At 58.6% G+C, this 26,621-nt stretch carries 29 protein-coding genes and 1 tRNA gene; 28 read left to right on the top strand and 2 right to left on the bottom strand.

Annotated features, from left to right (window positions below; genetic code table 11):
- Nucleotides 1-27 precede the first annotated feature (27 nt).
- Nucleotides 28-112, bottom strand: a tRNA-Leu gene (locus CKW23_RS04310).
- A gap of 117 nt (nucleotides 113-229) precedes the next feature.
- On the opposite strand from CKW23_RS04310, the gene queA reads away from it, so the two are divergent.
- From queA to CKW23_RS04280, 6 genes are all read left to right on the top strand, one after another.
- The gene (gene queA / locus CKW23_RS04305; protein WP_095067088.1) at nucleotides 230-1,294 is read left to right on the top strand and encodes a tRNA preQ1(34) S-adenosylmethionine ribosyltransferase-isomerase QueA; all 1,065 of its coding nucleotides are present in this window, start codon (nucleotides 230-232) and stop codon (nucleotides 1,292-1,294) included.
- 14 nt (nucleotides 1,295-1,308) lie between these two features.
- The gene (gene tgt, locus CKW23_RS04300; protein ID WP_095067087.1) at nucleotides 1,309-2,424 is read left to right on the top strand and encodes a tRNA guanosine(34) transglycosylase Tgt; all 1,116 of its coding nucleotides are present in this window, start codon (nucleotides 1,309-1,311) and stop codon (nucleotides 2,422-2,424) included.
- Nucleotides 2,425-2,477: 53 nt separating this feature from the next.
- Nucleotides 2,478-2,813 (top strand): preprotein translocase subunit YajC, encoded by a 336-nt coding sequence (yajC, locus tag CKW23_RS04295; protein ID WP_025258825.1) that lies wholly within the window; start codon nucleotides 2,478-2,480, stop codon nucleotides 2,811-2,813.
- Nucleotides 2,814-2,874: 61 nt separating this feature from the next.
- Nucleotides 2,875-4,743, top strand: coding sequence for a protein translocase subunit SecD (secD, locus tag CKW23_RS04290; RefSeq protein WP_025258826.1), 1,869 nt, complete (start codon nucleotides 2,875-2,877; stop codon nucleotides 4,741-4,743).
- Between the two features lie 9 nt (nucleotides 4,744-4,752).
- On the top strand, nucleotides 4,753-5,664 hold the full coding sequence (gene secF / locus CKW23_RS04285) for a protein translocase subunit SecF (RefSeq protein ID WP_095067086.1): 912 nt from the start codon (nucleotides 4,753-4,755) through the stop codon (nucleotides 5,662-5,664).
- A 121-nt stretch (nucleotides 5,665-5,785) separates the two neighbouring features.
- Complete coding sequence (locus tag CKW23_RS04280) at nucleotides 5,786-6,328, top strand: glycine zipper 2TM domain-containing protein (protein ID WP_025258828.1); 543 nt, start codon at nucleotides 5,786-5,788, stop codon at nucleotides 6,326-6,328.
- A 102-nt stretch (nucleotides 6,329-6,430) separates the two neighbouring features.
- Here CKW23_RS04280 and suhB read toward each other — a convergent pair whose 3' ends face one another.
- Nucleotides 6,431-7,246, bottom strand: coding sequence for an inositol-phosphate phosphatase (gene suhB / locus CKW23_RS04275; RefSeq protein WP_025258829.1), 816 nt, complete (start codon nucleotides 7,244-7,246; stop codon nucleotides 6,431-6,433).
- A gap of 192 nt (nucleotides 7,247-7,438) precedes the next feature.
- Here suhB and trmJ point away from each other — a divergent pair, with 192 nt between their 5' ends.
- The 22 genes from trmJ (at nucleotide 7,439) to CKW23_RS04165 (ending at nucleotide 26,621) form a co-directional block, all read left to right on the top strand.
- Nucleotides 7,439-8,200: a tRNA (cytosine(32)/uridine(32)-2'-O)-methyltransferase TrmJ gene (gene trmJ, locus CKW23_RS04270; RefSeq protein ID WP_025258830.1), complete on the top strand. Its 762-nt coding sequence runs from the start codon at nucleotides 7,439-7,441 to the stop codon at nucleotides 8,198-8,200.
- Nucleotides 8,200-8,976 carry a serine O-acetyltransferase gene (gene cysE, locus CKW23_RS04265; RefSeq protein WP_095067085.1) on the top strand — a complete coding sequence of 259 codons (777 nt, stop codon included), beginning with the start codon at nucleotides 8,200-8,202 and terminating at the stop codon, nucleotides 8,974-8,976. The genes trmJ and cysE overlap by 1 nt, the downstream gene beginning before the upstream one ends.
- A gap of 158 nt (nucleotides 8,977-9,134) precedes the next feature.
- A complete protein-coding gene (gene iscR, locus CKW23_RS04260) occupies nucleotides 9,135-9,626 on the top strand; it encodes a Fe-S cluster assembly transcriptional regulator IscR (RefSeq protein ID WP_025258832.1) in 492 nt (163 codons plus the stop codon).
- Between the two features lie 44 nt (nucleotides 9,627-9,670).
- Nucleotides 9,671-10,885, top strand: coding sequence for an IscS subfamily cysteine desulfurase (locus CKW23_RS04255; protein ID WP_095067084.1), 1,215 nt, complete (start codon nucleotides 9,671-9,673; stop codon nucleotides 10,883-10,885).
- An 83-nt stretch (nucleotides 10,886-10,968) separates the two neighbouring features.
- Nucleotides 10,969-11,355, top strand: a complete 387-nt coding sequence (gene iscU / locus CKW23_RS04250) for a Fe-S cluster assembly scaffold IscU (RefSeq protein WP_002552476.1) — start codon at nucleotides 10,969-10,971, stop codon at nucleotides 11,353-11,355.
- 45 nt (nucleotides 11,356-11,400) lie between these two features.
- Complete coding sequence (gene iscA / locus CKW23_RS04245) at nucleotides 11,401-11,724, top strand: iron-sulfur cluster assembly protein IscA (RefSeq protein ID WP_025258834.1); 324 nt, start codon at nucleotides 11,401-11,403, stop codon at nucleotides 11,722-11,724.
- 11 nt (nucleotides 11,725-11,735) lie between these two features.
- A complete protein-coding gene (hscB, locus tag CKW23_RS04240; RefSeq protein WP_025258835.1) occupies nucleotides 11,736-12,257 on the top strand; it encodes a co-chaperone HscB in 522 nt (173 codons plus the stop codon).
- 44 nt (nucleotides 12,258-12,301) lie between these two features.
- Nucleotides 12,302-14,164 carry a Fe-S protein assembly chaperone HscA gene (gene hscA / locus CKW23_RS04235; protein WP_025258836.1) on the top strand — a complete coding sequence of 621 codons (1,863 nt, stop codon included), beginning with the start codon at nucleotides 12,302-12,304 and terminating at the stop codon, nucleotides 14,162-14,164.
- A 3-nt stretch (nucleotides 14,165-14,167) separates the two neighbouring features.
- Complete coding sequence (gene fdx, locus CKW23_RS04230; RefSeq protein ID WP_025258837.1) at nucleotides 14,168-14,509, top strand: ISC system 2Fe-2S type ferredoxin; 342 nt, start codon at nucleotides 14,168-14,170, stop codon at nucleotides 14,507-14,509.
- 14 nt (nucleotides 14,510-14,523) lie between these two features.
- Entirely contained in the window at nucleotides 14,524-14,724 is a 201-nt protein-coding gene (iscX, locus tag CKW23_RS04225; RefSeq protein WP_025258838.1) for a Fe-S cluster assembly protein IscX, read from the top strand.
- A 93-nt stretch (nucleotides 14,725-14,817) separates the two neighbouring features.
- Complete coding sequence (ndk, locus tag CKW23_RS04220; protein WP_025258839.1) at nucleotides 14,818-15,243, top strand: nucleoside-diphosphate kinase; 426 nt, start codon at nucleotides 14,818-14,820, stop codon at nucleotides 15,241-15,243.
- A gap of 32 nt (nucleotides 15,244-15,275) precedes the next feature.
- Nucleotides 15,276-16,424, top strand: coding sequence for a 23S rRNA (adenine(2503)-C(2))-methyltransferase RlmN (rlmN, locus tag CKW23_RS04215; RefSeq protein ID WP_025258840.1), 1,149 nt, complete (start codon nucleotides 15,276-15,278; stop codon nucleotides 16,422-16,424).
- A 14-nt stretch (nucleotides 16,425-16,438) separates the two neighbouring features.
- Nucleotides 16,439-17,197 carry a type IV pilus biogenesis/stability protein PilW gene (gene pilW, locus CKW23_RS04210; RefSeq protein ID WP_025258841.1) on the top strand — a complete coding sequence of 253 codons (759 nt, stop codon included), beginning with the start codon at nucleotides 16,439-16,441 and terminating at the stop codon, nucleotides 17,195-17,197.
- Nucleotides 17,197-18,216 (top strand): RodZ family helix-turn-helix domain-containing protein, encoded by a 1,020-nt coding sequence (locus CKW23_RS04205; RefSeq protein WP_025258842.1) that lies wholly within the window; start codon nucleotides 17,197-17,199, stop codon nucleotides 18,214-18,216. Before pilW ends, CKW23_RS04205 begins: the two co-directional genes overlap by 1 nt.
- A 3-nt stretch (nucleotides 18,217-18,219) precedes the next feature.
- Nucleotides 18,220-19,329, top strand: a complete 1,110-nt coding sequence (gene ispG, locus CKW23_RS04200) for a flavodoxin-dependent (E)-4-hydroxy-3-methylbut-2-enyl-diphosphate synthase (RefSeq protein WP_025258843.1) — start codon at nucleotides 18,220-18,222, stop codon at nucleotides 19,327-19,329.
- 22 nt (nucleotides 19,330-19,351) lie between these two features.
- Complete coding sequence (hisS, locus tag CKW23_RS04195; RefSeq protein WP_025258844.1) at nucleotides 19,352-20,641, top strand: histidine--tRNA ligase; 1,290 nt, start codon at nucleotides 19,352-19,354, stop codon at nucleotides 20,639-20,641.
- A 39-nt stretch (nucleotides 20,642-20,680) separates the two neighbouring features.
- A complete protein-coding gene (locus CKW23_RS04190) occupies nucleotides 20,681-21,322 on the top strand; it encodes a tetratricopeptide repeat protein (RefSeq protein ID WP_025258845.1) in 642 nt (213 codons plus the stop codon).
- Complete coding sequence (gene bamB, locus CKW23_RS04185) at nucleotides 21,315-22,466, top strand: outer membrane protein assembly factor BamB (RefSeq protein WP_025258846.1); 1,152 nt, start codon at nucleotides 21,315-21,317, stop codon at nucleotides 22,464-22,466. Before CKW23_RS04190 ends, bamB begins: the two co-directional genes overlap by 8 nt.
- A 139-nt stretch (nucleotides 22,467-22,605) precedes the next feature.
- On the top strand, nucleotides 22,606-24,075 hold the full coding sequence (gene der / locus CKW23_RS04180; protein ID WP_025258847.1) for a ribosome biogenesis GTPase Der: 1,470 nt from the start codon (nucleotides 22,606-22,608) through the stop codon (nucleotides 24,073-24,075).
- 125 nt (nucleotides 24,076-24,200) lie between these two features.
- Nucleotides 24,201-25,349, top strand: coding sequence for a pyridoxal phosphate-dependent aminotransferase (locus tag CKW23_RS04175; RefSeq protein WP_095067083.1), 1,149 nt, complete (start codon nucleotides 24,201-24,203; stop codon nucleotides 25,347-25,349).
- Nucleotides 25,337-26,128: an amidohydrolase gene (locus tag CKW23_RS04170; RefSeq protein ID WP_095067082.1), complete on the top strand. Its 792-nt coding sequence runs from the start codon at nucleotides 25,337-25,339 to the stop codon at nucleotides 26,126-26,128. Before CKW23_RS04175 ends, CKW23_RS04170 begins: the two co-directional genes overlap by 13 nt.
- A gap of 58 nt (nucleotides 26,129-26,186) precedes the next feature.
- Nucleotides 26,187-26,621: a hypothetical protein gene (locus tag CKW23_RS04165; protein ID WP_025258850.1), complete on the top strand. Its 435-nt coding sequence runs from the start codon at nucleotides 26,187-26,189 to the stop codon at nucleotides 26,619-26,621.

Genomic DNA, 26,621 nt, shown 5'->3' with positions numbered 1-26,621 from the left:
TTCTTGGGAACGCTGGATAATTATGTATGGTGCCCCGAGGGAGACTCGAACTCCCACTCCTTTCGAAAACGGATTTTGAATCCGCCGCGTCTACCAATTCCGCCATCAGGGCTCAATGGCGGCGAAGTATAGGGATGCGCATATCATTGGTCAACAAGGTTTTTTGCAGGTTTTTTACTAATCCTTCCAAACCGGATAAACTCCCGGGCCCTGCTTATCGAACACCATCATGCGCGTTGCTGACTTTACCTTCGATCTTCCTGATTCCCTGATTGCTCGCCATCCGCTGGCCGAGCGGCGCAGTAGTCGTCTGTTGACCCTGGACGGGGTGAGCGGCGCGCTGGCGCATCGTCAATTCACTGATTTGCTTGAGCATTTGCGCTCTGGCGATCTGATGATTTTCAACAACACCCGTGTGATTCCCGCACGTCTGTTCGGGCAGAAGGCGTCCGGCGGCAAGCTGGAGATTCTGGTCGAGCGGGTGCTCGACAGTCATCGGGTGCTGGCGCATGTGCGGTCGAGCAAGTCGCCCAAGCCGGGTTCGTCGATCCTGATCGATGGCGGTGGCGAGGCCGAGATGGTGGCGCGCCACGACACGCTCTTCGAGCTGCGTTTCGCTGAGGAAGTGCTGCCGCTGCTGGATCGCGTCGGGCATATGCCGTTGCCTCCTTATATAGATCGTCCGGACGAAGGCGCTGACCGTGAGCGTTATCAGACGGTCTATGCCCAGCGTGCCGGTGCGGTGGCTGCGCCGACGGCGGGTCTGCATTTCGATGAGCCACTGCTGGAGGCGATTGCCGCCAAGGGCGTCGAAACGGCGTTCGTGACGCTGCACGTAGGCGCTGGCACGTTTCAGCCGGTGCGTGTGGACAGGATCGAAGATCACCACATGCACAACGAATGGCTGGAAGTCAGCCAGGAAGTCGTCGATGCCGTGGCCGCGTGCCGTGCGCGGGGCGGGCGGGTGATTGCAGTCGGGACCACCAGCGTGCGTTCGCTGGAGAGCGCGGCGCGTGATGGCGTGTTGAAGCCGTTCAGCGGCGACACCGATATCTTCATCTATCCGGGGCGGCCGTTTCATGTGGTCGATGCCCTGGTGACCAATTTCCATTTGCCTGAATCCACGCTGTTGATGCTGGTTTCGGCGTTCGCCGGTTATCCCGAAACCATGGCGGCCTATAAGGCGGCCATCGAGCATGGGTACCGCTTCTTCAGTTACGGTGATGCGATGTTCATCACCCGCAATCCCGCGCCGACTGCCCCGCAGGAATCGGCCCCAGAGGATCAAGCATGAGTCGCACCTGTCGTATGTCTTTCGAGCTGCTGGCCACTGACGGCAAGGCTCGTCGCGGTCGCCTGACCTTCCCGCGTGGCGTGGTGGAAACCCCGGCGTTCATGCCGGTGGGCACTTATGGCACGGTCAAGGGCATGCTGCCTCGGGATATCGAGGCCACCGGCGCGCAGATCATTCTGGGTAACACTTTCCACCTGTGGCTGCGTCCGGGCACCGAGGTCATCAAGGGCCACGGCGACCTGCACGATTTCATGCAGTGGAAAGGACCGATCCTGACCGACTCCGGTGGTTTCCAGGTGTTCAGCCTGGGTGCCATGCGCAAGATCAAGGAGGAGGGTGTGACCTTCGCTTCCCCGGTCGATGGCGCCAAGGTGTTCATGGGGCCGGAAGAGTCGATGCAGGTCCAGCGTGACCTGGGCTCGGACATCGTGATGATCTTCGACGAATGCACGCCGTACCCGGCTGATGAAGACGTCGCACGGGTTTCCATGGAGCTGTCGCTGCGCTGGGCCAAGCGCTCGAAAGTCGCCCATGGCGAGAGCACGGCGGCGCTGTTCGGCATCGTGCAGGGCGGCATGCATGAAAATCTGCGCATGCGCTCGCTCGAAGGGCTGGACCAGATCGGTTTCGATGGCCTGGCCATTGGCGGTCTGTCGGTGGGCGAGCCCAAGCACGAGATGATCAAGGTGCTGGATTATCTTCCGGGCCAGATGCCAGCAGACAAACCTCGTTACCTTATGGGGGTAGGCAAGCCCGAGGATCTGGTTGAGGGTGTGCGCCGCGGAGTCGACATGTTCGATTGCGTGATGCCGACCCGCAATGCCCGCAACGGCCATCTGTTCATCGATACCGGTGTTCTGAAGATTCGTAATGCGTTCCATCGCCATGACGATTCGCCGCTGGATCCGACCTGTGACTGCTACACCTGCAAGAACTTCTCCCGCGCTTATCTGCATCACCTGGACAAGTGCGGCGAAATGTTGGGGAGCATGCTCAATACGATCCACAATTTGCGGCATTACCAGCTGCTTATGGCTGGTTTGCGCGAGGCTATTCAACAAGGTACATTGGCCGCCTTCGTCGATGCCTTCTATGCCAAACGCGGCCTTCCAACGCCGCCGCTTGGCTGAAACAGAACCGATTTTTCGTGTTTCTTATACTAATTATGCAATTGGAGCGCTAAATGAGCTTTTTCATCTCTCCCGCTTTCGCGGATGCTGCTGCACCGGCTGCCGGTCCTGCGGGCACCGGCTTTGAGTGGATCTTCCTGGTCGGCTTCCTGGTCATCTTCTATCTGATGATCTGGCGTCCACAGGCCAAGCGCGCCAAGGAGCAGAAAAACCTGCTCAGCAACCTGCAGAAGGGCGATGAAGTCGTTACTACGGGTGGTATCGCTGGCAAGATCAACAAGGTGACCGATGACTTCGTGGTGATCGAGGTTTCCGACACTGTTGAGCTGAAGATCCAGAAGGGCGCTATCGCTGCCACTCTGCCAAAGGGCACCCTGAAAGCGATCTGAGTACCATTTTTACCAATCGACGGGGCGCGCAAGGCGCCCCGCGTTCTAAGCGGGCGGCGTGATGCTGAACAAATACCCTCTGTGGAAATACGTACTGATCCTGGCGGTGCTGGTGGTCGGTTTCATTTATTCCGCACCCAATCTCTACCCTGACGACTCGGCTATCCAGATCAGTGGCGCGAGTACTGCGTTGCAGGTCAGTCAGGCGGATCTGGACCGTGCAGGCAAGGCGCTTGCCGATGCCGGTATCGCGGTCAAGGCCTCTTCTCTGGCTGAGAATGGCAAGGGCGGTTTGTTGCGTCTGAGCAAGCAGGAAGATCAGTTGCCAGCCAAGGATGTGGTGCGCAAGGCTTTGGGTGATGACTATGTCGTCGCACTCAACCTGGCCCGTACTACCCCGACATGGTTGCGTAACTTGGGCGCAAGCCCGATGAAGCTGGGTCTGGACCTTTCCGGTGGTGTGCATTTCCTGTTGGAAGTGGACATGGACAAGGCCATCGATGCTCGCCTGAAAGTCTATGAAGGCGAAGTCAAAACCCTGTTGCGCAAGGAAAAGGTGCGTTATCGCAGCCTTCCACAGGTCAACAACGTCATTCAGTTGGGTTTCACCGACGATGCCGAGCGTGAACAGGCCCGTGCCCTGGTCCGCAAGACCTTTACCGATTTCGATATCACGCCTGCCGAGTTGAACGGTATTCCTGTTCTGCGTCTGGCGCTGACAGCTGTCAAGCTGGCTGAAATTCGCGATTACTCCATCAAGCAGAACTTGACCACGGTACGTAACCGGGTCAACGAGCTGGGTGTTGCCGAGCCTCTGGTTCAGCGCCAGGGCGCCAACCGTATCGTGGTTGAGCTGCCGGGCGTGCAGGACACTGCCGAAGCCAAGCGTATTCTCGGCAAGACAGCCAACCTGGAGTTCCGTCTGGGCGCAGGTCCTGATGACTCCAAAGGCACGACCGAGATGTTCGAGTTCCGCGAAGGCGGACGTCCGGCAGCAGCGGTCGAGCGTGGTCTGATCATTACCGGCGACCAGGTGACTGACGCCAAGGCGAGCTTCGACGAGCACGGCCGTCCACAGGTGAACATCAACCTCGATGGTCATGGTGGCGAGCTGATGAGCCGCGCAACCCGCAGCAACGTGGGTCGCAGCATGGCGGTGATCTTCATCGAGCAGCGTCCGGTCACGACCTATGTGAAGCAGATGGTCGATGGCGTTGAGAAAGACGTACCGGTGCAGACTTTCAAGGAAGACAAGAAGATCATCAGCCTGGCGACCATCCAGTCGCCACTGGGCAGCCAGTTCCGGATTACCGGTCTGAACGGCCAGGGTGAGTCCTCCGAGCTGGCGTTGTTGCTGCGCGCCGGTGGTCTGGCGGCACCGATGTACTTCGCTGAAGAGCGCACCATCGGCCCGAGCCTGGGTGCCGACAACATCACCAAGGGTATCGATGCTTCCCTGTGGGGCATGCTGTTCGTTTCGCTGTTCATCATGGCGATCTACCGCTTCTTCGGTCTGATCGCGACGGTCGCTCTGGCCTTCAACATGGTCATGCTGCTGGCGCTGATGTCTCTGCTGGGTGCAACGCTGACCCTGCCGGGTATTGCCGGTATCGTTCTGACCATGGGTATGGCGGTGGATGCCAACGTGCTGATCTTCTCGCGTATTCGTGAGGAAATTGCCAATGGCATGAGCGTGCAGCGTGCAATCAACGAAGGTTTCGATCGTGCCTACACGGCGATCCTCGACGCCAACCTGACGACGCTGCTGGTCGGCGGCATTCTCTTTGCGATGGGCACCGGCCCCGTCAAAGGGTTTGCGGTGACCATGTCGCTCGGGATCTTTACCTCGATGTTCACGGCCATCATGGTGACCCGCGCAATGGTCAACCTGATCTACGGCGGTCGTGACTTCAAGAAGTTGTGGATTTAAGGGGCTGCCATGTTACGTACCATCAACTTCATGGGCGTTCGCAATGTTGCGTTCGCTATTACCATGCTCCTTACTGCACTGGCGCTGTTCAGCTGGTTCCATAAAGGGCTTAACTTCGGTCTGGACTTCACCGGCGGTACGCTGATCGAGCTGACCTACGAGCGTCCTGCGGACCTGGGCAAGGTACGTGAGGAGCTGGCTTCGGCTGGTTACCACGATGCTGTGGTTCAGAGCTTCGGCGCGACCACTGACTTGCTGGTGCGCATGCCGGGCGAAGACCCGCAACTGGGCACCCAGGTCGCTGAAGCGCTGCGCCAGGCGGGTGCCGATAACCCGGCAACCGTCAAGCGCGTCGAGTTCGTTGGTCCTCAGGTTGGTGAAGAGCTTCGCGACCAGGGCGGTATCGGCATGCTGCTGGCGCTCGGTGGCGTTCTGATCTACCTGGCGTTCCGTTTCCAGTGGAAGTTTGCGATCGGCGCGATCATCTCCCTGATTCACGACGTGGTCGTGACCATGGGTATCCTGTCGTTCTTCCAGATCACGTTCGATCTGACGGTTCTGGCGGCGGTGCTGGCTATCATCGGTTACTCGCTGAACGACACCATCGTGGTCTTCGACCGGGTCCGTGAAAACTTCCGCCTGCTGCGCAAGGCTTCGCTGATCGAGAACATCAACATCTCCACCACTCAGACCTTGCTGCGCACCATCGCGACTTCGGTTTCCACGCTGCTGGCAATCATTGCGTTGTGGGCGTTCGGTGGCGATAGCCTGGAAGGCTTCTCCATTGCGTTGTTCATCGGTGTTCTGGCGGGTACTTACTCGTCGATCTACATCGCCAACGTGATGCTGATCTGGCTGAACCTGACCACCGAGGATCTGATTCCTCCGGTTGTCACCGAGAAGGCGGATGATTTGCCTTGATGCCCCGCTAAAAATGAAGAAATGAAAAGGCGCGAGTTCGGAACTCGCGCCTTTTTTTATGCTCCAAGGCTTGGCAGTGCGTAGGAAAGAATCTACGCGTCCGTAGGTCAGGAGGTTCAAAGTGAACAAGTCTCTGCTTGTTGGTGCTGTGTTGGGTGCTGCTGTCGTTACCGCTGGTGGCGCTGTTGCCACCTACAGCCTGGTCAAGGGCGGCCCAGAGTATGCAGATGTGTTGGCCGTCGAGCCGATCAAGGAACAAATCAAGACCCCTCGTGAGGTCTGCAAGGATGTAGCCGTTACCCATCGTGCTCCGGTCAAGGACGAGCATCAGATCGTGGGTAGCGTGATCGGTGCTGTGGCGGGTGGCTTGCTCGGTAACCAGGTTGGCGGCGGTAACGGCAAGAAGATTGCCACGGTCGCCGGTGCGGTAGGCGGTGGTTATGCGGGTAACAAGGTTCAGGAAGGCATGCAGAACCGCGATACCTACACCACGACTGAAACGCGTTGCAATACCGTCAACGATATCAGTGACAAGGTCGTGGGCTACAACGTGAAGTACAAGTTGAACGAGAAGGTTGGACAGGTCCGTATGGCCAATGACCCGGGTAGTCAGATCCCTGTGGACAAGAATGGTCAGCTGATTCTGAGTCAGGCTGCTCAATAAGCCGTGATGTGGGAGTAGTCGGGCTTATTCTCGAATGAATTCGCTCCTACGCTCAGCAGGCATAAAAAAACCGGCGAAAGCCGGTTTTTTTACATCTGCCATTCAGCGTTTCAGCGAAGGCGGCAGGTGTGGAGCGATGGCAGTCAGGACTGCCTTGAAGCATTTGGTGTTGCCGGCAACGATGTGGCCTTTCTCCAGGAAGTCGTGACCGCCTGTGAAGTCGCTGACCAGGCCGCCTGCTTCCTGAATCAGCAGTGCGCCCGCTGCCATGTCCCACTCGGACAGGCCTGATTCCCAGAATGCATCGAAGCGACCGGCTGCAACATAGGCCAGGTCCAGGCTGGCAGCGCCTGCGCGGCGGATGCCGGCGGTCTGGCCGACCAGGCTGCGGAACATGCCCAGGTAGTTTTCCAGGCCGTCCATTTGCTCGTCGCGGAACGGGAAGCCGGTACCCAGCAGGGCGCCTTCAAGGCTCTTGCGCTGGCTGACGCGCAGACGACGACCGTTCAGTGCTGCGCCACGGCCACGGCTGGCGGTGAATTCTTCCTGGCGAACCGGGTCGAGAACAACGGCGTGCTCAAGGCGACCGCGGTATTTGCAGGCGATGCTGACGGCGAAATGGGGGATGCCACGAACGAAGTTGGTGGTGCCGTCCAGCGGGTCGATGATCCACAGGTAATCTGCGCCTTCGCCGCTGCCTGCGTGCAGGCCGCTTTCTTCGCCGAGGATGCCGTGGGTAGGGTAAGCCTTGCGCAGGGCGGTGATGATGCTCTGCTCGGCGGCACGGTCGATTTCCGTGACGTAGTCTTTGGCTTCTTTTTCGTCAACCTTGATGGTATCCAAGCGCTCGATGGAGCGGAAAATCAATTCGCTGGCGCTGCGGGCGGCGCGCAGCGCGATATTCAGCATGGGCTGCATGGACAATTCACCTAAGGTTGTTAAAGAGAGCCGGGTATTCTATGGGTTAAGTCGAATTATTTCCAGCCCCGGCATTGTCGTCCCGATCAGGTTTTACGATTTTCCGTGGCTGCGCCTCTGTAAGGTTCATGGCGTTAATGAGGCAGGTTCTGTAAGATTTGCACCCCTTAATTTTGTCGGTGAGCGCTCGCTTTGCTGCAGAACATTCGTGTTGTCCTGGTCGGCACTACCCATCCCGGAAATATCGGTGGGGCTGCGCGTGCCATGAAAAACATGGGGCTTTCGCGCCTGGTACTGGTCGAGCCGCGTGTGTTCCCGTCTCCCGAGGCTGATGCGCGAGCGTCGGGTGCTGGCGATATTCTTGAAGGTGCGCAGGTCGTTGCGACCCTTGAAGAAGCGCTGGTGGGTTGCAGTCTGGTGCTGGGCACCAGTGCTCGTGATCGCAGTCTTCCCTGGCCAATGCTCGACCCGCGTGAGTCTGGCGTGAAGGTCGTCGAGCAGGCCGGGCAGGGCGCCGAGGTTGCGCTGGTCTTCGGTCGCGAGCATGCCGGCCTGACCAACGAAGAGCTGCAGCGTTGTCATTACCACGTCCATATCCCGTCGGACCCTGCATTCAGTTCGCTCAATCTGGCGGCTGCGGTTCAGGTACTGGCCTACGAAGTGCGCATGTCCTGGCTGGCTGCGCAGGAGTCGACGACAGCTCCAGTCGCAGCGGCGCGTAATGCCGAGCTGGCGACCATGGATGAGATGGAGGGCTTCTATGGTCATCTGGAAGCGGCGCTGGTGGACATCGCCTTTCTTGATCCCGAGAAGCCCCGTCATCTGATGGCGCGGCTGCGTCGCCTGTATGGTCGTAGCGAGGTGGAACGCTCCGAGCTGAGCATTCTGCGTGGCATCCTCACCGAGACCCAGAAAGTGGCTCGCGGTGAACCTTATAAGCGGAAGGATCAATGATGTTTGAACGTCTGCGCGAAGATATCCAAAGTGTTTTTCATCGTGATCCGGCTGCGCGTAACGCTTTTGATGTGCTGACCTGCTACCCGGGCATGCATGCCATCTGGCTGCACCGGCTGGCGCATATTCTGTGGCGCCACGGCTGGAAGTGGCTGGCGCGGATGGTGTCCAACTTCGGGCGCTGGATGACCGGTATTGAGATACACCCCGGTGCGCGCATTGGTCGTCGTTTTTTCATCGATCACGGCATGGGTATCGTGATCGGCGAAACGGCCGAGATCGGCAACGATGTCACGCTCTATCAGGGTGTGACGCTGGGTGGTACCAGCTGGAATGCAGGCAAGCGTCACCCGACTCTTGAGGATGGCGTCGTGGTCGGAGCGGGTGCCAAGGTGCTTGGGCCGTTCACGGTGGGCGCGGGTGCCAAGATCGGCTCCAACGCAGTAGTCACCAAGGCTGTACCGGCGGGTGCGACGGCGGTGGGGATTCCGGGGCGCATCATCGTCAAATCAGATGACGAAGCAGAAGCACGGCGCAAGGCGATGGCCGAGAAGCTGGGGTTCGACGCCTATGGTGTCAGTGCCGACATGCCGGACCCGGTTGCCCGGGCCATTGGCCAGTTGCTCGATCACCTGCAAGCTGTGGATGCTCGCCTGGAAGACATGGGCGGCGCTCTGGGGCGTCTTGGCAGCGATTACTGCGCCAAGGAGCTGCCCAAGCTGCATGACGAGGTTTTCGATTGCGTGAAGGATAAGAGCGAAGAGAAGGTCGGCTAGAGCTTGCTGAATATGGAGGCGTGTCAATACGACGCGCCTTTGCTATGATACTGCCCGCTATTTTGGCTAATCCCGACTGTTTCACTAGGTCTAATAGTTGACTTAAATACTCGGGAATAGCATACTCGCTCCCATTCCGAACCTCCGCGGTACACGCCATGCGACTGACTACAAAAGGCCGATACGCTGTAACAGCAATGCTTGACCTGGCATTGCATGCGCAGCACGGGCCAGTGTCTCTGGCCGATATCTCTGAGCGGCAAGGCATTTCCCTGTCTTACCTTGAGCAATTGTTCGCCAAGCTGCGCCGCAGCAATCTGGTTTCGAGCGTGCGTGGTCCTGGTGGTGGTTACCAGTTGTCCCGCGACATGCAGGGCATTCAGGTTGCTCAGGTCGTAGATGCGGTCAATGAGTCGGTCGATGCCACTCGTTGCCAGGGCCTGGGTGATTGCCATGCCGGTGATACCTGCCTGACCCACCACCTGTGGTGCGACCTCAGCCAGCAGATTCATGAATTTTTAAGCGGTATCAGCTTGGCGGATCTTGTCACTCGCCGTGAGGTGCAGGAAGTCGCCCAGCGCCAGGACATGCGCCGCAGTAATAACAATGCGTCGCAGCTGGGTAAGATTGAAACGTCCGCCGTCGAATGAACGCAGATGAATGAGCGGTGCGCCTGCCTGATAGGAGAGATTCAATGAAGTTGCCGATTTACCTCGATTACTCTGCGACCACGCCGGTCGATCCGCGCGTAGCGCAGAAAATGATGGATTGCCTGCTGGTTGACGGAAACTTCGGTAACCCGGCTTCCCGCTCCCACGTATTTGGCTGGAAGGCCGAAGAGGCCGTCGAAAACGCCCGCCGTCAGGTTGCTGATCTGGTCAACGCCGATCCGCGCGAAATCGTCTGGACCTCCGGTGCCACCGAGTCCGACAACCTGGCCATCAAGGGTGTAGCGCATTTCTACGCCACCAAGGGCAAGCACATCATCACCTCCAAGGTCGAGCACAAAGCCGTTCTCGACACCACGCGTCAACTGGAGCGTGAAGGTTTTGAAGTGACCTACATCGAGCCGGGCGAAGACGGCCTGATCACGCCGGCCATGATCGAAGCTGCCCTGCGCGACGACACCATCCTGGTTTCGATCATGCATGTGAACAACGAGATCGGCACCATCAACGACATCGCTGCCATCGGTGAACTGACCCGTTCGCGTGGCGTGTTGTTCCATGTCGATGGCGCTCAGTCCACCGGCAAGGTTGAAATCGATCTGGCCAGCCTCAAGGTTGACCTGATGTCGTTCTCGGCCCACAAGACCTACGGTCCAAAGGGTATCGGCGCGCTGTACGTGAGCCGCAAGCCGCGTGTTCGCCTCGAAGCGACCATGCACGGTGGCGGTCACGAGCGTGGCATGCGTTCCGGCACGTTGGCGACTCACCAGATCGTTGGCATGGGCGAAGCTTTCCGTATCGCCAAGGAAGAGATGGCGAGCGAGAACGTTCGCATCAAGGCCCTGAGCGACCGCTTCTTCAAGCAGGTCGAAGATCTGGAAGAGCTGTACGTCAATGGCAGCCTGACGGCTCGCGTACCGCACAACCTGAACCTGAGCTTCAACTATGTCGAAGGCGAGTCGCTGATCATGGCGCTCAAGGATCTGGCGGTTTCGTCCGGTTCGGCCTGTACGTCGGCATCGCTTGAACCTTCGTACGTGCTACGCGCCCTTGGTCGTAATGACGAACTGGCACATAGCTCGATACGCTTCACTTTTGGTCGCTTCACGACTGAAGAAGAGATTGACTACGCCGCGCAGAAAGTCTGCGAGGCTGTTACCAAGCTGCGCGCTCTTTCGCCGCTGTGGGACATGTTCAAAGATGGCGTCGATATCTCCAAGATCGAGTGGGCGGCGCACTAATTTAAAGTCGCCGCCACACAGGCCGGGAGCAACCCCGTTGACCGGCCTGTAGAGCGACTCCCTGATGTGAGAGGAACATAATCATGGCTTACAGCGAAAAGGTCATTGACCACTACGAGAACCCGCGCAACGTTGGCAAGATGAACGCGGAAGATCCTGATGTTGGCACCGGCATGGTCGGCGCTCCAGCTTGTGGCGACGTGATGCGTCTGCAGATCAAGGTCAACGAGCAAGGTGTCATCGAAGACGCCAAGTTCAAGACTTACGGCTGCGGCTCCGCCATCGCTTCCAGCTCCCTGGCGACCGAGTGGATGAAGGGCAAGACTCTGGATGAAGCAGAGACCATCAAGAACACTCAGCTGGCTGAAGAGCTTGCTCTGCCTCCGGTAAAGATTCACTGCTCGGTACTCGCGGAAGACGCCATCAAGGCTGCCGTCCGTGACTACAAGCAGAAGAAAGGCTTGCTGTAAGAAGCGGTCTTTTCAGAGAAAGCTGGCGACAAGAAAGGAGTTCCGATGGCTATCAGCATGACAGAAGCTGCCGCTAACCACGTACGTCGTTCCCTCGACGGACGCGGCAAAGGTGATGGCATTCGTCTTGGGGTTCGCACCACAGGCTGTTCAGGGCTTGCCTATGTACTCGAGTTCGTCGACGAGGCGGGTACCGAGGACAGCGTGTTCGAGCTGCATGGCGTCAAGGTGATTATCGACCCGAAAAGCCTGGTCTACCTCGACGGCACCGAACTCGATTTCGTCCGTGAAGGTTTGAACGAAGGCTTCAAGTTCAATAACCCCAATTCGCGCGGTGAGTGCGGCTGCGGCGAAAGCTTCAACGTCTGAGGCTTTTATCCGTGGGTACTCCTTGTCACTTCGCCCTGTTCGACCTCAAGCCCGATTTTCGTCTTGATCTCGACCAGTTGGCGACGCGCTATCGTGAGCTGGCGCGCAGCGTACATCCAGACCGTTTTGCTGACGCCGACGAGCGTGAGCAGCGTCTGGCGCTTGAGCATTCCGCCCGCCTCAACGAGGCCTATCAGACCCTCAAGAGCGCCCCGAAACGAGCGCGTTACCTGTTGGTCATGAAAGGCGATGAGGTGCCGCTGGAAGTCACTGTCCACGATCCTGATTTTCTTCTGCAGCAGATGCAATGGCGCGAAGAGCTGGAGGATCTGCAGGATGAGGCTGATCTGGCGGGTGTCGCGGTCTTCAAGCGCCGCCTCAAAAGCGCTCAGGATGAACTGAACGAAAGCTTCGCCGCCTGTTGGGACGATGCTGCACAGCGCGAGCACGCCGAACGGCTGATGCGGCGTATGCAGTTCCTCGACAAGCTTTCCTACGAAGTGCGCCAGCTGGAAGAGCGCCTCGACGATTAACCCCGTGCCGCCCCGGCCGCACGCCTGTGATTATTCAGAAAAGCATGGCCTTACTGCAGATCGCTGAACCCGGGCAAAGTCCTAAACCGCACCAGCGTCGTCTGGCTGTCGGTATTGACCTGGGCACTACCAATTCGCTGGTGGCTGCATTGCGCAGCGGCCTTTCCGAGCCCCTTGCCGATGCCGACGGGCAGGTCATTCTGCCGTCTGCGGTGCGCTATCACGCCGATCGCGTCGAGGTCGGGCTGTCGGCCAAGGCGGCTGCCTCTGTCGATCCGTTCAATACCGTGCTGTCGGTCAAGCGTCTCATGGGGCGCGGCCTCAGTGACGTGAAGCAACTGGGCGAGCAATTGCCTTACCGCTTTGTCGAGGGTGAGTCGCACATGCCGTTCATTGACACCATTCAGGGGCCGAAAAGCCCGGTGGAAGTGTCGGCGGATATTCTCAAGGTGCTGCGTCAGCGTGCCGAAGCTACGTTGGGTGGCGATCTGGTGGGGGCGGTCATTACCGTGCCGGCCTATTTCGACGATGCCCAGCGCCAGGCCACCAAGGATGCCGCCAGACTGGCCGGCCTCAATGTGCTGCGCCTGCTCAACGAGCCGACGGCTGCTGCGGTTGCCTATGGTCTGGACCAGAAAGCCGAAGGCGTAGTCGCCATTTACGACCTGGGCGGCGGTACGTTCGATATTTCCATTCTGCGCCTGACCGGCGGTGTCTTTGAAGTGCTGGCCACTGGTGGCGATACTGCATTGGGTGGCGATGATTTCGACCACGCGATTGCCAGCTGGATTGTTGCTGATGCCGGCCTGTCCGCCAGCCTTGATCCTTCCGTGCAGCGCAGCCTGTTGCAGACCGCCTGTGCGGCGAAAGAAGCCCTGACCGATGCTGAATCGGTCGAAGTGGCTCACGGCGACTGGCGTGGCGTGCTGACGCGTGATGCTTTCAATGCGCTGATTGAGCCGATGGTTGCTCGCAGCCTCAAGGCTTGCCGTCGTGCGGTGCGTGATTCAAACGTCGAGATTGAAGAAGTCGAAGCCGTGGTCATGGTCGGTGGTTCGACCCGTGTGCCGCGTGTTCGCGAAGCCGTGGCCGAGCTGTTCGGTCGCCAGCCGTTGACCCAGATCGATCCTGATCAGGTGGTTGCTATTGGCGCTGCGGTCCAGGCCGATACCCTGGCTGGCAACAAGACAGATGGCGAAGCCCTGTTATTGCTGGACGTGATTCCGCTTTCCCTTGGGCTTGAAACCATGGGCGGCCTGATGGAGAAGGTGATTCCGCGCAACACCACCATTCCCGTGGCCCGCGCTCAGGATTTCACCACGTACAAGGATGGCCAGTCGGCCATGATGATTCATGTCCTGCAGGGCGAGCGTGAGCTGATCAGCGACTGCCGCTCTCTGGCTCGCTTCGAGCTGCGCGGTATTCCGCCGATGGTGGCCGGTGCTGCGAAAATTCGTGTCACCTTCCAGGTGGATGCGGATGGTCTGCTCAGCGTGTCTGCCCGTGAACTGGGCTCGGGGATCGAGTCGAGCATTCAGGTCAAGCCGTCCTATGGCCTGACGGATGGCGAGATTACCCGGATGCTCAAGGATTCGTTCGAGTACGCCGGTGACGACAAGGTCGCCCGGGTACTGCGTGAACAGCAGGTTGACGCCCGACGCCTTGTCGAGGCGGTCGAGGCCGCGCTTGAAGTCGATGGCGATCGTCTGCTCGATGCCGAAGAGCGGATGGTGATCGATCTGCAACTGACAGAATTGCGTGAATTGATGCAAGGCACCGATGGTCCGGCCATCGAGCAGCAGACCCGGCGTCTGTCGCAGGTGACCGATGCATTTGCTGCCCGACGCATGAATTCGACGGTGAAAGCCGCACTCGCGGGGCGCAACCTGAATGATATTGAGGAATAACTGATGCCGCAGGTGATTTTTCTGCCCCATGCCGAGCATTGCCCGGACGGGTTGGTTGTAGAGGTGGAGCCCGGTACGTCTATTCTTGAAATCGCTCACGATAACCATATCGAGATCGAGAGTGCGTGCGGCGGCGTCTGTGCCTGCACGACGTGTCACTGCATCATTCGCGAGGGTTTCAACTCGCTGAACGAGGCGGATGAGCTGGAAGAAGATATGCTGGACAAGGCCTGGGGGCTGGAAGTGCATTCGCGCCTGTCCTGTCAGGCAATCGTCGGAAATGAAGACCTCACCGTTGAAATTCCGAAGTATTCGCTCAACCATGCTGCCGAAGCGCCGCATTGATTCAAGGAACGCTCATGAGTCTCAAATGGGTCGATGTGCTGGAAATCGCGATTCAGTTGTCTGAAACCAGGCCTGATGTCGATCCGCGCTATGTGAATTTCGTCGATCTTCGCAACTGGGTAGCCGAGCTGCCAGGGTTCGACGACGAGCTCAATCGTGGCGGGGAAAAGGTCCTGGAAGCCATTCAGGCGGCCTGGATCGAAGAAGCTGACTGAACCTGTAACGCAAGCAGTTAGGCAATACACCAGAACCCGCGTATAATTCGCGGGTTTAATTTTTCGCTTTAATCATTGTTTCTGGAGTTTCACATGGCTGTTCAACGTACTTTCTCCATCATCAAGCCTGACGCCGTTGCTAAAAACGTAATCGGCGAGATCACCACTCGTTTCGAAAAAGCCGGTCTGCGCGTTGTTGCTTCCAAGCTGAAGCAACTGTCCAAGGCTGAAGCTGAAGGTTTCTACGCTGAGCACAGCGCTCGTGGTTTCTTCGGCGACCTGGTTGCTTTCATGATCTCCGGTCCTGTCGTTGTTCAGGTTCTGGAAGGCGAGAACGCTATCGCTCTGAACCGTGAGCTGATGGGCGCTACCAACCCTAAAGAAGCTGCTCCAGGCACCATCCGCGCTGACTTCGCTGATTCCATCGACGCCAACGCTGTTCACGGCTCGGACTCCGAAGCTGCTGCCGCTCGCGAAATCTCGTACTTTTTCGCAGCTACAGAAGTAACCGCTCGCTAAGTCCTGCCGACTGACGAGTGAAGGGTGAATTCATGATTGCAACGACTGGTAAAACCAACCTCCTGGGCCTTACTCAGCAGGAAATGGAGAAATTCTTCGACTCTATCGGGGAGAAGCGCTTCCGTGCCGGTCAGGTCATGAAGTGGATTCACCACTTTGGCGTCGATGATTTCGACGCCATGACCAACGTCAGCAAGGCATTGCGCGAAAAGCTCAAGGCCTGTTCCGAAATACGAGGTCCTGAAGTCGTCAGCGAGGACATCTCCAGCGATGGCACCCGTAAATGGGTGGTGCGCGTAGAGTCCGGCAGCTGCGTCGAAACCGTTTATATCCCCCAGGGCAAGCGCGGCACCTTGTGTGTTTCGTCCCAGGCGGGCTGTGCCCTGGATTGCAGTTTCTGCTCCACCGGCAAACAAGGCTTCAACAGCAACCTGACCGCCGCCGAAGTGATCGGCCAGGTCTGGATTGCCAACAAATCCTTTGGCAGTGTCCCGGCAACCGTCGACCGTGCCATCACCAACGTGGTGATGATGGGCATGGGTGAGCCACTGCTGAACTTCGATAATGTCATTGCCGCCATGCATCTGATGATGGATGACCTGGGGTATGGCATTTCCAAGCGCCGCGTGACGTTGTCCACGTCTGGCGTGGTACCGATGATCGACGAGCTGTCCAAGCACATCGACGTCTCGCTGGCCCTTTCGCTGCATGCGCCCAACGACGCACTGCGCAACCAGTTGGTGCCGCTGAACAAGAAGTATCCCCTGAGCGTCCTGCTCGACTCCTGCCGCCGCTACATGTCCAGTCTGGGCGAGAAGCGCGTGCTGACGATCGAGTACACCCTGCTCAAGGACGTCAACGACAAGGTCGAGCACGCCATCGAGATGATCGAGCTGCTCAAGGACACCCCTTGCAAGATCAACCTGATCCCGTTCAACCCGTTCCCGCATTCCGGTTACGAGCGTCCGAGCAACAATGCGATCCGTCGTTTCCAGGATCTGTTGCATCAGGCTGGCTATAACGTCACTGTGCGTACCACGCGTGGCGAGGACATCGATGCTGCTTGCGGCCAGTTGGTCGGGCAGGTGATGGACCGCACGCGCCGCAGTGAACGCTATATTGCAGTGCGTGAGCTCAATGCCGAGGCCGATGCGGCTCCAAACGCTGGCGCTCGAAACTGACCGAGAGGGACTCCATGTCTGTGCGTGCCTTGCTGTTGTCATGCTTTGTTATGTTGCTGGTAGGGTGCGTTTCGACAGGGCATGTCGATCCACTCAAGACACCGCAAGGGCGTGATGAAGCTCGCAAGGCATACGTGCAGCTCGGGCTGGGTTATTTCCAGCAGGGTCAGACCGAGCGCGCCAAGGTACCGCTGAAGAAGGCGCTGGAACTCGACAGTTCCGACCCTGACGCCAATGCCGCGCTGGCGCTGGTGTTCCAGGCCGAGATGGAGCCTGAACTGGCTGACCAGCACTTTCGCAAGGCATTGTCTTCAAGCAACAACGATGCTCGAATCGTCAATAACTACGGCAGTTTCCTTTACGAGCAGAAGCGCTACCAGGAAGCTTACGAACGTTTCCAGCAGGCTGCCGCAGACAACCTGTATCCTGAGCGGTCACGGGTCTTTGAAAGCCTGGGCATGACCGCCCTGAAGCTGAACAAGCGCGAGGAAGCTCGCGAGCATTTCACCAAGGCACTGCGTCTTGACCGTCAACAGCCACGTTCCTTGCTGGAAATGGCTGAGTTGTCTTACGAAGACGGGCATTATGTGCCGTCGCGTGACTACTACGACCGTTTCAGCCAACTCAGCGAGCAGAATGCGCGTAGCCTGCTGCTCGGCATTCGATTGGCCAAGGTCTATGACGACCGTAACAAGGCGGCCAGTTTTGGCCTGCAACTCAAAAGACTCTATCCCGGTACGCCGGAATATCAGCAATACCTGTCGGAGCAATGATGAAAGCGGCGCATCCCGAAGTTGTAGCAACCACTCGCTCTAACCCTGGTGAGACCTTGCGTCAGGCCCGTGAGAGCAAAAACTGGTCGCTGCCAGATGTGGCTTTGAGGCTGAACCTCACCGTGTCTTCCCTGACTCATCTCGAGAACGGGAATTTTGACAAGCTACCCGGGCATACCTTCGCCCGTGGGTATGTGCGTGCCTACGCCAAACTGCTGGAGCTGGATCAGGCCGCGCTGGTCGATCAGTTCGATCAGTACACCGGCACCGATGGCAAGGGCAGTTCTGTCCATGCGCTGGGCCGTATCGAAGAGCCTGTGCGCCTTTCCCACAATATCCTGCGCATCGTCAGCCTGTTATTGCTGATGGTTCTTGTCGGTGGCGGCTTTTTCTGGTGGCAGGATCAGACGTCCATGCGTGGCAAGGATCAGACCGGCCTGAGCATGGAGCATGTCGAGGTCGAAAGCGCTGATGGCACCACCCAGATTCATCCACTGGACGAGTCAGAGGAGCAGGCCGCTGCCGAAAGCAGCAAGGCTGGCAATGAGTCGCCACTGCCTCTGACCCCGAGCGCTCCGACCGAAGTGCCTGCCACTGCACCTGTGGCACCTGCTCCGGTTGTGACTGCGCCGGCTGCTGCACCGACCGCTCCGGCAGCGGCTCCAGCGCCTACTGCACCTGCCGTTGCCGCGACGCACACTCCGTCTGTCGCGCCGGTTGCGCCTGCCGTGCCTTCTACGCCTGCCGAGCCCGTCGAATCTGCACCGATCCCTGCAGGTTCGGGCCAGATCAAGCTGCAATTTACCGCCGATTGCTGGACTCAGGTCACCGATGGCAATGGCAAGGTTTTGATGAGCGGCCTCAAGCGCAAGGGTGATAGTCTGGACGTCACTGGCAGGCCGCCTTTGACCCTGCGTCTTGGTTACGCTCGTGGTGCGCAGGTCAGTTATAACGGTGAGCCTGTAGACGTAGCTCCCTTTACCAGCGGCGAAACTGCTCGCCTGAAACTAGGGCAATAAGTCATGCACGGCGAATCTCCAATCAAGCGTCGCGAATCCCGCAAGATATGGGTCGGCTCCGTTCCGGTCGGCGGTGATGCGCCGATCGCTGTCCAGAGCATGACCAACAGCGACACCAACGATGTCGCGGCCACTGTTGCCCAGATCAACCGTCTTGAAGCGGCTGGCGTCGATATCGTGCGGGTTTCGGTTCCCGATATGGATGCGGCCGAGGCGTTTGGCCGGATCAAGCAACTGGTCAAGGTGCCACTGGTCGCCGATATTCATTTCGACTACCGGATCGCGCTGCGCGTAGCCGAGCTGGGTGTCGACTGCCTGCGCATCAACCCCGGCAACATCGGTCGCGAAGACCGTGTGCGTGCGGTGGTCGATGCCGCCCGTGATCGTGGTATTCCGATCCGTATCGGCGTCAACGCCGGTTCCCTGGAAAAAGACCTGCAGAAGAAATATGGCGAGCCGACCCCCGAGGCGCTGGTCGAGTCGGCCCTGCGTCATGTGGAACATCTGGATCGTCTGGATTTCCATGACTTCAAGGTCAGCGTCAAGGCTTCGGACGTGTTCATGGCCGTCGCAGCCTATCGCCTGCTGGCCAAGCAGATTGTCCAGCCGTTGCACCTGGGTATCACTGAAGCGGGCGGTTTACGCTCAGGCACGGTGAAATCCGCTGTCGGCCTCGGTATGCTGCTCGCCGAAGGGATTGGCGATACTATCCGCATCTCGTTGGCCGCTGATCCGGTTGAAGAAGTGAAAGTCGGCTACGACATTCTCAAGTCCTTGCGCCTTCGTTCCCGTGGCATCAACTTCATCGCCTGCCCGAGCTGCTCGCGGCAGAACTTCGATGTGGTCAAGACCATGAACGAGCTGGAAGGGCGTCTCGAAGATTTGCTGGTGCCGCTGGACGTTGCGGTCATCGGGTGTGTGGTCAACGGTCCTGGTGAAGCCAAGGAGGCGCATATCGGCCTCACGGGCGGTACGCCGAACCTGATCTACATCGACGGCAAGCCTGCGCAGAAACTGACCAACGACAATCTTGTGAACGAGCTTGAACGCTTGATTCGCGAGAAAGCGGCCGAAAAAGCTGAAGCCGACGCATCCGTCATCGTGCGTGGCTAATCAAGATTGCTAAGGATTTTTTGTGAGTAAGTCTCTGCAAGCCATTCGTGGCATGAACGACATCCTGCCCGAGCAGACCCCGCTGTGGCGTCACTTTGAAGGCACTGTTGCGCGTTTGCTGGATAACTACGGTTATCGGCAGATTCGCATGCCAATCGTCGAGTTCACCGACCTGTTCAAGCGTTCCATCGGCGAAGTCACCGATATCGTCGAAAAAGAGATGTACACCTTTGCCGACCGCAACGGTGACTCCCTGACCCTGCGCCCGGAAGGCACTGCCGCTTGCGTGCGTGCGGTACTCGAACACGGGATTACCGGTGGCGGTCAGGTGCAGAAACTGTGGTACATCGGCCCGATGTTCCGCCACGAGCGTCCTCAGAAAGGCCGTTATCGCCAGTTTCACCAGATCGGTGTCGAAGTCTTCAACCTCGACGGTCCCGATATCGATGCCGAGCTGATTGTCCTGACCTGGCGCCTGTGGGGCCTGCTTGGCATCCGCAATGCCGTCAAGCTCGAACTCAACAGCCTGGGCACCAGCGAAGCCCGTGCGCGTTATCGTGATGCACTGGTGGAGTTCCTGTCGGCGCGTCTGGATCAACTGGACGAAGACAGCCAGCGTCGCCTCAAGACCAACCCGCTGCGGGTTCTGGACACCAAGCATCCTGACACCCAGGCCGTGCTGGTCGATGCGCCGAAGCTGGCGGATTACCTGGACGAAGAGTCGCGTGTCCACTTCGAAGGCCTCAAGGCGCGTCTGGATGCTGCTGGCATTCCGTACGTCATCAACCCCAAGCTGGTGCGTGGCCTGGATTACTACAGCAAGACCGTGTTCGAGTGGGTCACCGATCAACTGGGTGCCCAGGGAACCGTATGCGCCGGTGGCCGTTACGACGGTCTGGTCGAGCAGATGGGCGGCAAGCCTACGGCGGGCGTCGGTTTCGCCATGGGCATCGAGCGTCTGGTGCTGCTGCTGGAAACCCTTGAAAAGGTCCCGGAAGAAATCTCGCGTCAGGTGGATGTCTACCTGTGCGCCTTCGGCGAAGCGGCCGAGCTTGCTGCACTGACCCTCACCGAGCGTGTGCGTGACCAGTTGCCGAATCTGCGTTTGCAGGTCAACGCCGGTGCTGGCAGCTTCAAGAGCCAGTTCAAGAAGGCCGACAAGAGCGGTGCGCTGTATGCGCTGATCCTTGGCGATGAAGAACTTGCCCGCCAGGAGATAGGCGTCAAGCCTCTGCGCGGTCAGGGCGAACAACAAAATATTGCCTGGGATGCTCTGTCCGAGCACCTGGCCTCCTGCGTCGTGCAGGGTTGAAGCTGATTAACAGCCGATTTAGCGAATAGGAGTATTGGGGTGTCGCGTACCGAAGATGAAGAGCTGGCGGTAATGAAGGACTGGTGGCAGCGCAACGGCAAACCCCTGGTAACTGGCGGTCTGCTGGCGTTGGTTGTGGTCTTTGGCTGGTACACATGGCAGAACTACAACAGCAAGCAGTCGCAAGGCGCCTCGATGCTTTATCAGCAACTGCTGGAAACTTCGCTGACGCCAAGCGGCCAGGCCGATACTGCCCGCGTTGCGGAAATCGCTGGCAAGCTCAAGAGCGAATTTGGTGGCACTGCCTATGCCCAGTTCGGTAGCCTGTTCGTCGCCAAGGTTGCAGTCGATGCCGGCAAGCTCGACGATGCCGCGGCAGAACTGAAAACCGTAGCCGACAAGCCGGCCAGCGTGACGCTGGGTGAAATCGCTCGTCAGCGTCTTGCTCGTGTGCTGGCTGCGCAGAACAAGGCTGATGATGCACTGAAACTGCTTGCTGGCGATGCCGACAAGGCGTTCCTGGCCAGCCGTGAAGAACTCAAGGGTGACCTGCTGGTGCAACTGGGTCGTACCGACGAGGCGCATGCTGCATACCAAAAGGCCAAGTCCGCTCTGTCTGAAGACGCTGCGGTGGGTGGCCTGCAAATGAAGCTCGACGATCTGGCGAAAGGGGATGCGTGACGTGATTCGTTGGAAACATGCAGCATTGCTGGCTCTGGCCATTCTGGCCGCGGGTTGCAGCAGCAACAGTAAAAAGGAATTGCCTCCTGCCGAGCTGACCGACTTCAAAGAAGAAGTGGTCCTGCAAAAGCAGTGGAGCCGCTCGATCGGTGACGGTCAGGGCAAAACCTACAACATGCTGGTTCCGGCTATCGATGGCGACCGCATCTACGCTTCGGACGTGACCGGGGTCATCATGTCCCTGGATCGCATGAACGGTGACGTGATCTGGAAGAAAGATCTCGAACTGCCTGTTTCCGGTGCTGTCGGTGTGGCCTATGGTCTGGTCACCATCGGTACTGAAAAAGGCGAGATCGTTGCTCTTGACGCTTCTTCCGGTGAAGAGAAATGGCGTGCCCGTGTGACCAGCGAAGTGTTGGCGCCACCTGCGAACAACGGCGATGTAGTCGTGGTTCAGACTCAGGATGACCGTGTGATCGGTCTGGACGCTGTCACAGGTTCCCAGCGCTGGATCTACGAAAGCACTCCTGCGGTACTGACCCTGCGTGGTACTGGCGCACCGCTGGTCACCAACCGACTGGCTGTTGCCGGTCTGTCCACCGGCAAGGTCGTGGCGCTGGATATCAGCAACGGCGTACCGGTCTGGGAGCAGCGTGTTGCCATTCCGCAAGGCCGTTCCGAGCTGGATCGTGTTGTCGACATCGACGGTGGCCTGCTGCTGTCGGGTGGTACTCTGTACGTTGCCAGTTATCAGGGCCGGGTTGCCGGTCTGGATCTGGAAAGCGGTCGTGTGCTCTGGCAGCGTGATGCTTCCAGCTACTCGGGCGTAGCTCAGGGCTTTGGTAGCGTTTACGCGACCCTGGCCTCCGGCACCGTCGAAGGTATCGACGAGCGTTCTTCCACTGCACTGTGGAGCAACGAATCGCTGGCTCGCCGTCAACTGGGCGCGCCGGAAGTGTTTTCCAGCTATGTAGCGGTTGGCGACCTGGAAGGTTATCTGCACCTGTTGAGCCAGGTAGATGGCCGTTTCGTAGGGCGTGAGCGTATCGACAGCGATGGTCTTCGTGCGCGTCCGCTGGTGGTTGGTGACATGATTTATGTGTTTGGTAACAGCGGCAAGCTGGAAGCTCTGACCATCAAGTGATGATTGTCCATGTCCGGGGCCAAGGCCCCGGACGACCTTGCTTCGGCAAGGCTGCGGCGCCTGCGGGCGCTGCTCCGAACTCCGGCCGCTGCCCTGCAGCGGCTTTTGTATTTTCTGAAATAACGAAGTGGAGAGCCGCATGGTTCCCGTAATTGCCCTGGTGGGTCGACCGAACGTCGGCAAATCCACCATGTTCAACCGCCTGACCAGGACCCGCGACGCCATTGTCGGCGATCTGTCCGGTCTGACCCGTGATCGCCAATACGGAGAGGCGAAGTGGCAGGGGCGCTCTTATATCCTGATCGACACCGGTGGTATTTCCGGCGACGAGCATGGCATGGACGAAAAGATGGCCGAGCAGTCGCTGCTGGCTATCGAAGAAGCCGATGTCGTGTTGTTCCTGGTGGATGCCAAGGCGGGTTACACCGCGGCTGACCAGATGATCGGCGAGCACCTGCGCAAGCGCAACAAGCGTTCTTACGTGGTTGCCAACAAGATCGACAACATCGATGAAAACCTGGCGCGTGCCGAGTTCAGCCCGATGGGCCTGGGCGATGCGATCCCGGTTGCCGGTGCTCATGGTCGCGGCATTTCCCAGATGCTGGAAATCGCCCTGAAGGATTTCCCCAAGGACGAAGACGAGATCGAAGAAGGTGAGGTCGAGGACGTCGCTGAAGGTGAGGAAGCCAAGCGCATTCCTGGCCCGAGCGAAAAAGACGGCATCAAGATCGCCATCATCGGTCGTCCCAACGTCGGCAAGTCGACCCTGGTCAACCGCATGCTCGGTGAAGACCGGGTTATCGTCTATGACCAGCCAGGCACTACGCGCGACAGTATCTACATTCCGTTCGAGCGTAACGAAGAGAAGTACACGCTGATCGACACCGCGGGTGTGCGCAAGCGCGGCAAGATCCACGAGGAAGTCGAGAAGTTCTCCGTGGTCAAGACGTTGCAGGCCATCAAGGACGCCAACGTTGTGATCTTCGTGATGGATGCCCGCGAAGGTGTGGTCGATCACGACCTCAACCTGCTGGGCTTCGCACTTGAGTCCGGGCGCGCAATCGTCATCGCACTGAACAAGTGGGATGGCATGACGCCGGGCGAGCGCGACTACGTGAAGACCGAGCTGGAGCGCCGGCTGTTCTTCGTCGACTTTGCCGACATCCACTTCATCTCTGCCTTGCACGGCACGGGCGTGGGTAACCTGTATCAGTCGGTGCAGAACTCCTTCAAGTCTGCCGTCACCCGCTGGCCAACCAGCCGCCTGACCCAGATTCTGGAAGACGCCGTCAGCGAGCACGCGCCGCCAATGGTCGGCAGCCGCCGTATCAAGCTGCGTTATGCCCACCTGGGTGGTGCCAACCCGCCATTGATCGTGATCCACGGTAACCAGGTCGAGAAAGTACCTAAGTCCTATGTCCGTTACCTGGAAAACACCTATCGCCGTGTTCTGAAACTGGTCGGTACGCCGATCCGTATCGAGTTCAAGGGCGGCGAGAACCCGTACGAAGGCAACAAGAACACGCTGACCGACCGCCAGGTCAACAAGAAGCGTCGTTTGATGTCGCACCACAAGAAGGCAGACAAGAAGCGCCGCGACAAGCGCTGAGTCTTTCTCCTGAAAAGGCACCCTGCAGTCAGTCTGCACGGTGCCTTTTTTTATGCGCGCCTGATGGGCTATCCTGCCTGACCCGTGCCACCGTGATGCCGGGGGTATTGCAGGGAAGGGCCCTAATGATCGACAGCAAGTTGCCTAATGTTGGCACCACCATCTTCACCGTCATGTCCCAGCTCGCCGCCGAAACCGGCGCGATCAATCTGTCCCAGGGCTTTCCCGATTTCGACGGGCCACAGGCCCTGCGCGATGCCTTGAGCCTTCACGTCGCTCAAGGCCACAACCAGTATTCACCGATGACCGGCCTGCCAGCCCTGCGCCAGCAGGTTGCAGCCAAGATCGCCCGCAGTTACGGGCGCGAGGTCAACCCGGACAGCGAAGTCACCATCACGCCGGGCGCGACCCAGGCCATCTTCTGCGCCGTCCAGGCCGTCATTCGTCCCGGCGATGAAGTGATCGTTTTCGACCCTTGCTACGACAGCTACGAGCCTGCCGTGGAGCTGGCCGGTGGCCGTTGCGTGCATGTGCAGCTCGGGCTGGACGACTTCTCCATCGACTGGCAGAAGCTGAGCGATGCCTTGAGCCCGCGCACGCGCATGATCATCCTCAACAGCCCGCACAACCCCAGCGGTGCACTGATCAGCCGTACCGAGCTGGACCAGTTGGCTGCGCTCATTGCCAATCGTGACATCTATCTGATCAGTGACGAGGTGTACGAGCATCTGGTGTTCGATGGCGTCCGGCATGTCAGCGTACTGGCCCATGAAGAACTGTATCAGCGCGCCTTTGTGGTCAGCTCGTTCGGCAAGACCTACCACGTGACTGGCTGGAAGACCGGCTATGTGGTTGCGCCACCGGCTTTGTCCGCCGAGCTGCGCAAGGTTCATCAATACGTGAGCTTCTGTGGTGTCACGCCGTTGCAGTGGGCGCTGGCCGATTTCATGGCGGCGCATCCCGAGCACGTGGAAGAGCTGCCGGCGTTCTATCAGGCCAAACGCGACTTCTTCTGCGATCAGTTGGCGTCTTCGCGCTTCAGCTTCGAGCGGGTGGGCGGTACGTATTTCCAGTTGGTGGATTACTCGCAGATTCGTCCGGACCTCAACGATGTCGACATGTCGTTGTGGATGACCCGTGAGCATGGTGTGGCCAGCATTCCGGTGTCGGTCTTCTATCAGAAACCGCCCGAAGGCCAGCGTCTGATACGCCTGTGCTTCGCCAAACGAGAGGAGACGTTGCGTCAGGCAGCGGAAAAACTATGCGCGATTTGAGTCAGTTGTCCGACCTGAAACTGGCATTGATCCAGACCACTCTGGTCTGGCACGACCGGCAGGCCAACCTCGATCACTTCGGCGCATTGCTGGAGCAGGTGAAAGACGTCGATCTGGTGGTCCTGCCGGAAATGTTCACCACCGGCTTCTCCATGGACTCCGAAACCCTGGCAGAACCTGAAGGCGGCCCGACATCCGACTGGCTGCTGGAACAGGCCAGGCGTCTTCAGGCGGTGATTACCGGCAGCGTGATCATTCGTGATGCCGAAGGCAATCATCGCAATCGGCTGCTGTGGGCACGCCCCGATGGCGAGTTGTTGTATTACGACAAGCGTCACCTGTTTCGCATGGCCGGTGAGCACGAGCACTACAGCCCTGGTGAGCGTCAGGTGATGTTCGAGTTGAACGGCTGGCGCATTCGGCCATTGATTTGCTACGACCTGCGCTTCCCGGTCTGGAGCCGTGATGCTCAGGACACCGACCTGTTGCTCTATACCGCGAACTGGCCCGGCGCTCGTCGCCTGCACTGGAATCGTCTGCTACCGGCCAGAGCCATCGAAAACCTGTGTTACGTCGCGGCGGTCAACCGGGTCGGCAACGATGGCAAAGGTTTTACGTACACAGGTGATAGCCAGGTGCTGGATTTTCAGGGTGACAGCCTCGTCGATATCGGTGAGGGGGATGGCGTCTTTAAGGCAACCCTGAATGCTGCGGCGCTGCGGGACTACCGCACGCGCTTCCCGGCCAATCTGGACGCCGATACATTCGAGATACAATGATTCATTCAAGTTGTGTGTAAATGTGTCGATAGCTTTCGCATACAACCAGGAGTTCGTCATGACTACTATCAATACTTCATCGCTGAGTGCCTATTCAAGCGCGCTGTCGCTGACCGTCAAAAACAAGGACGCAGACACCGCGACCACGACCGCAACCGACAGCACGGAAAAAAGTGGTGTAAGTGTTTCGCTTGACGGTGCCAAGGCTGGTGGTAGTGCTGCGGCGGGTGGTGCAGGCGGTGCTTCCGCTAGAGCGGGTGTCGAAGAAACCATCGAAAAAATCAAAGAGCAGATCAAGCAGGCTCAAAAACAACTGGTTCAGCAGCAGGCTCAGTTGGCTGCCGCTCAGAACAGCAAAGGTTCGGAAGATGAAAAGGCTGCGCGTATTCTGGCCATTCAAGGGCAGATCGCCCAGACCTCCTCAACCATACAGACTCTGCAAGGCACATTGCTGCAACTGACAACCAGCGGTGGCGTCAAGACCACTGCCTGA

The sequence above is a fragment of the Pseudomonas sp. Irchel 3A18 genome (assembly GCF_900187465.1).
GTDB classification, from domain to species: Bacteria; Pseudomonadota; Gammaproteobacteria; order Pseudomonadales; family Pseudomonadaceae; genus Aquipseudomonas; species Aquipseudomonas cichorii.
The sequence above is the reverse complement of the archived record's forward strand: the minus strand, read 5'-3'. Positions and strand labels throughout refer to the sequence as shown.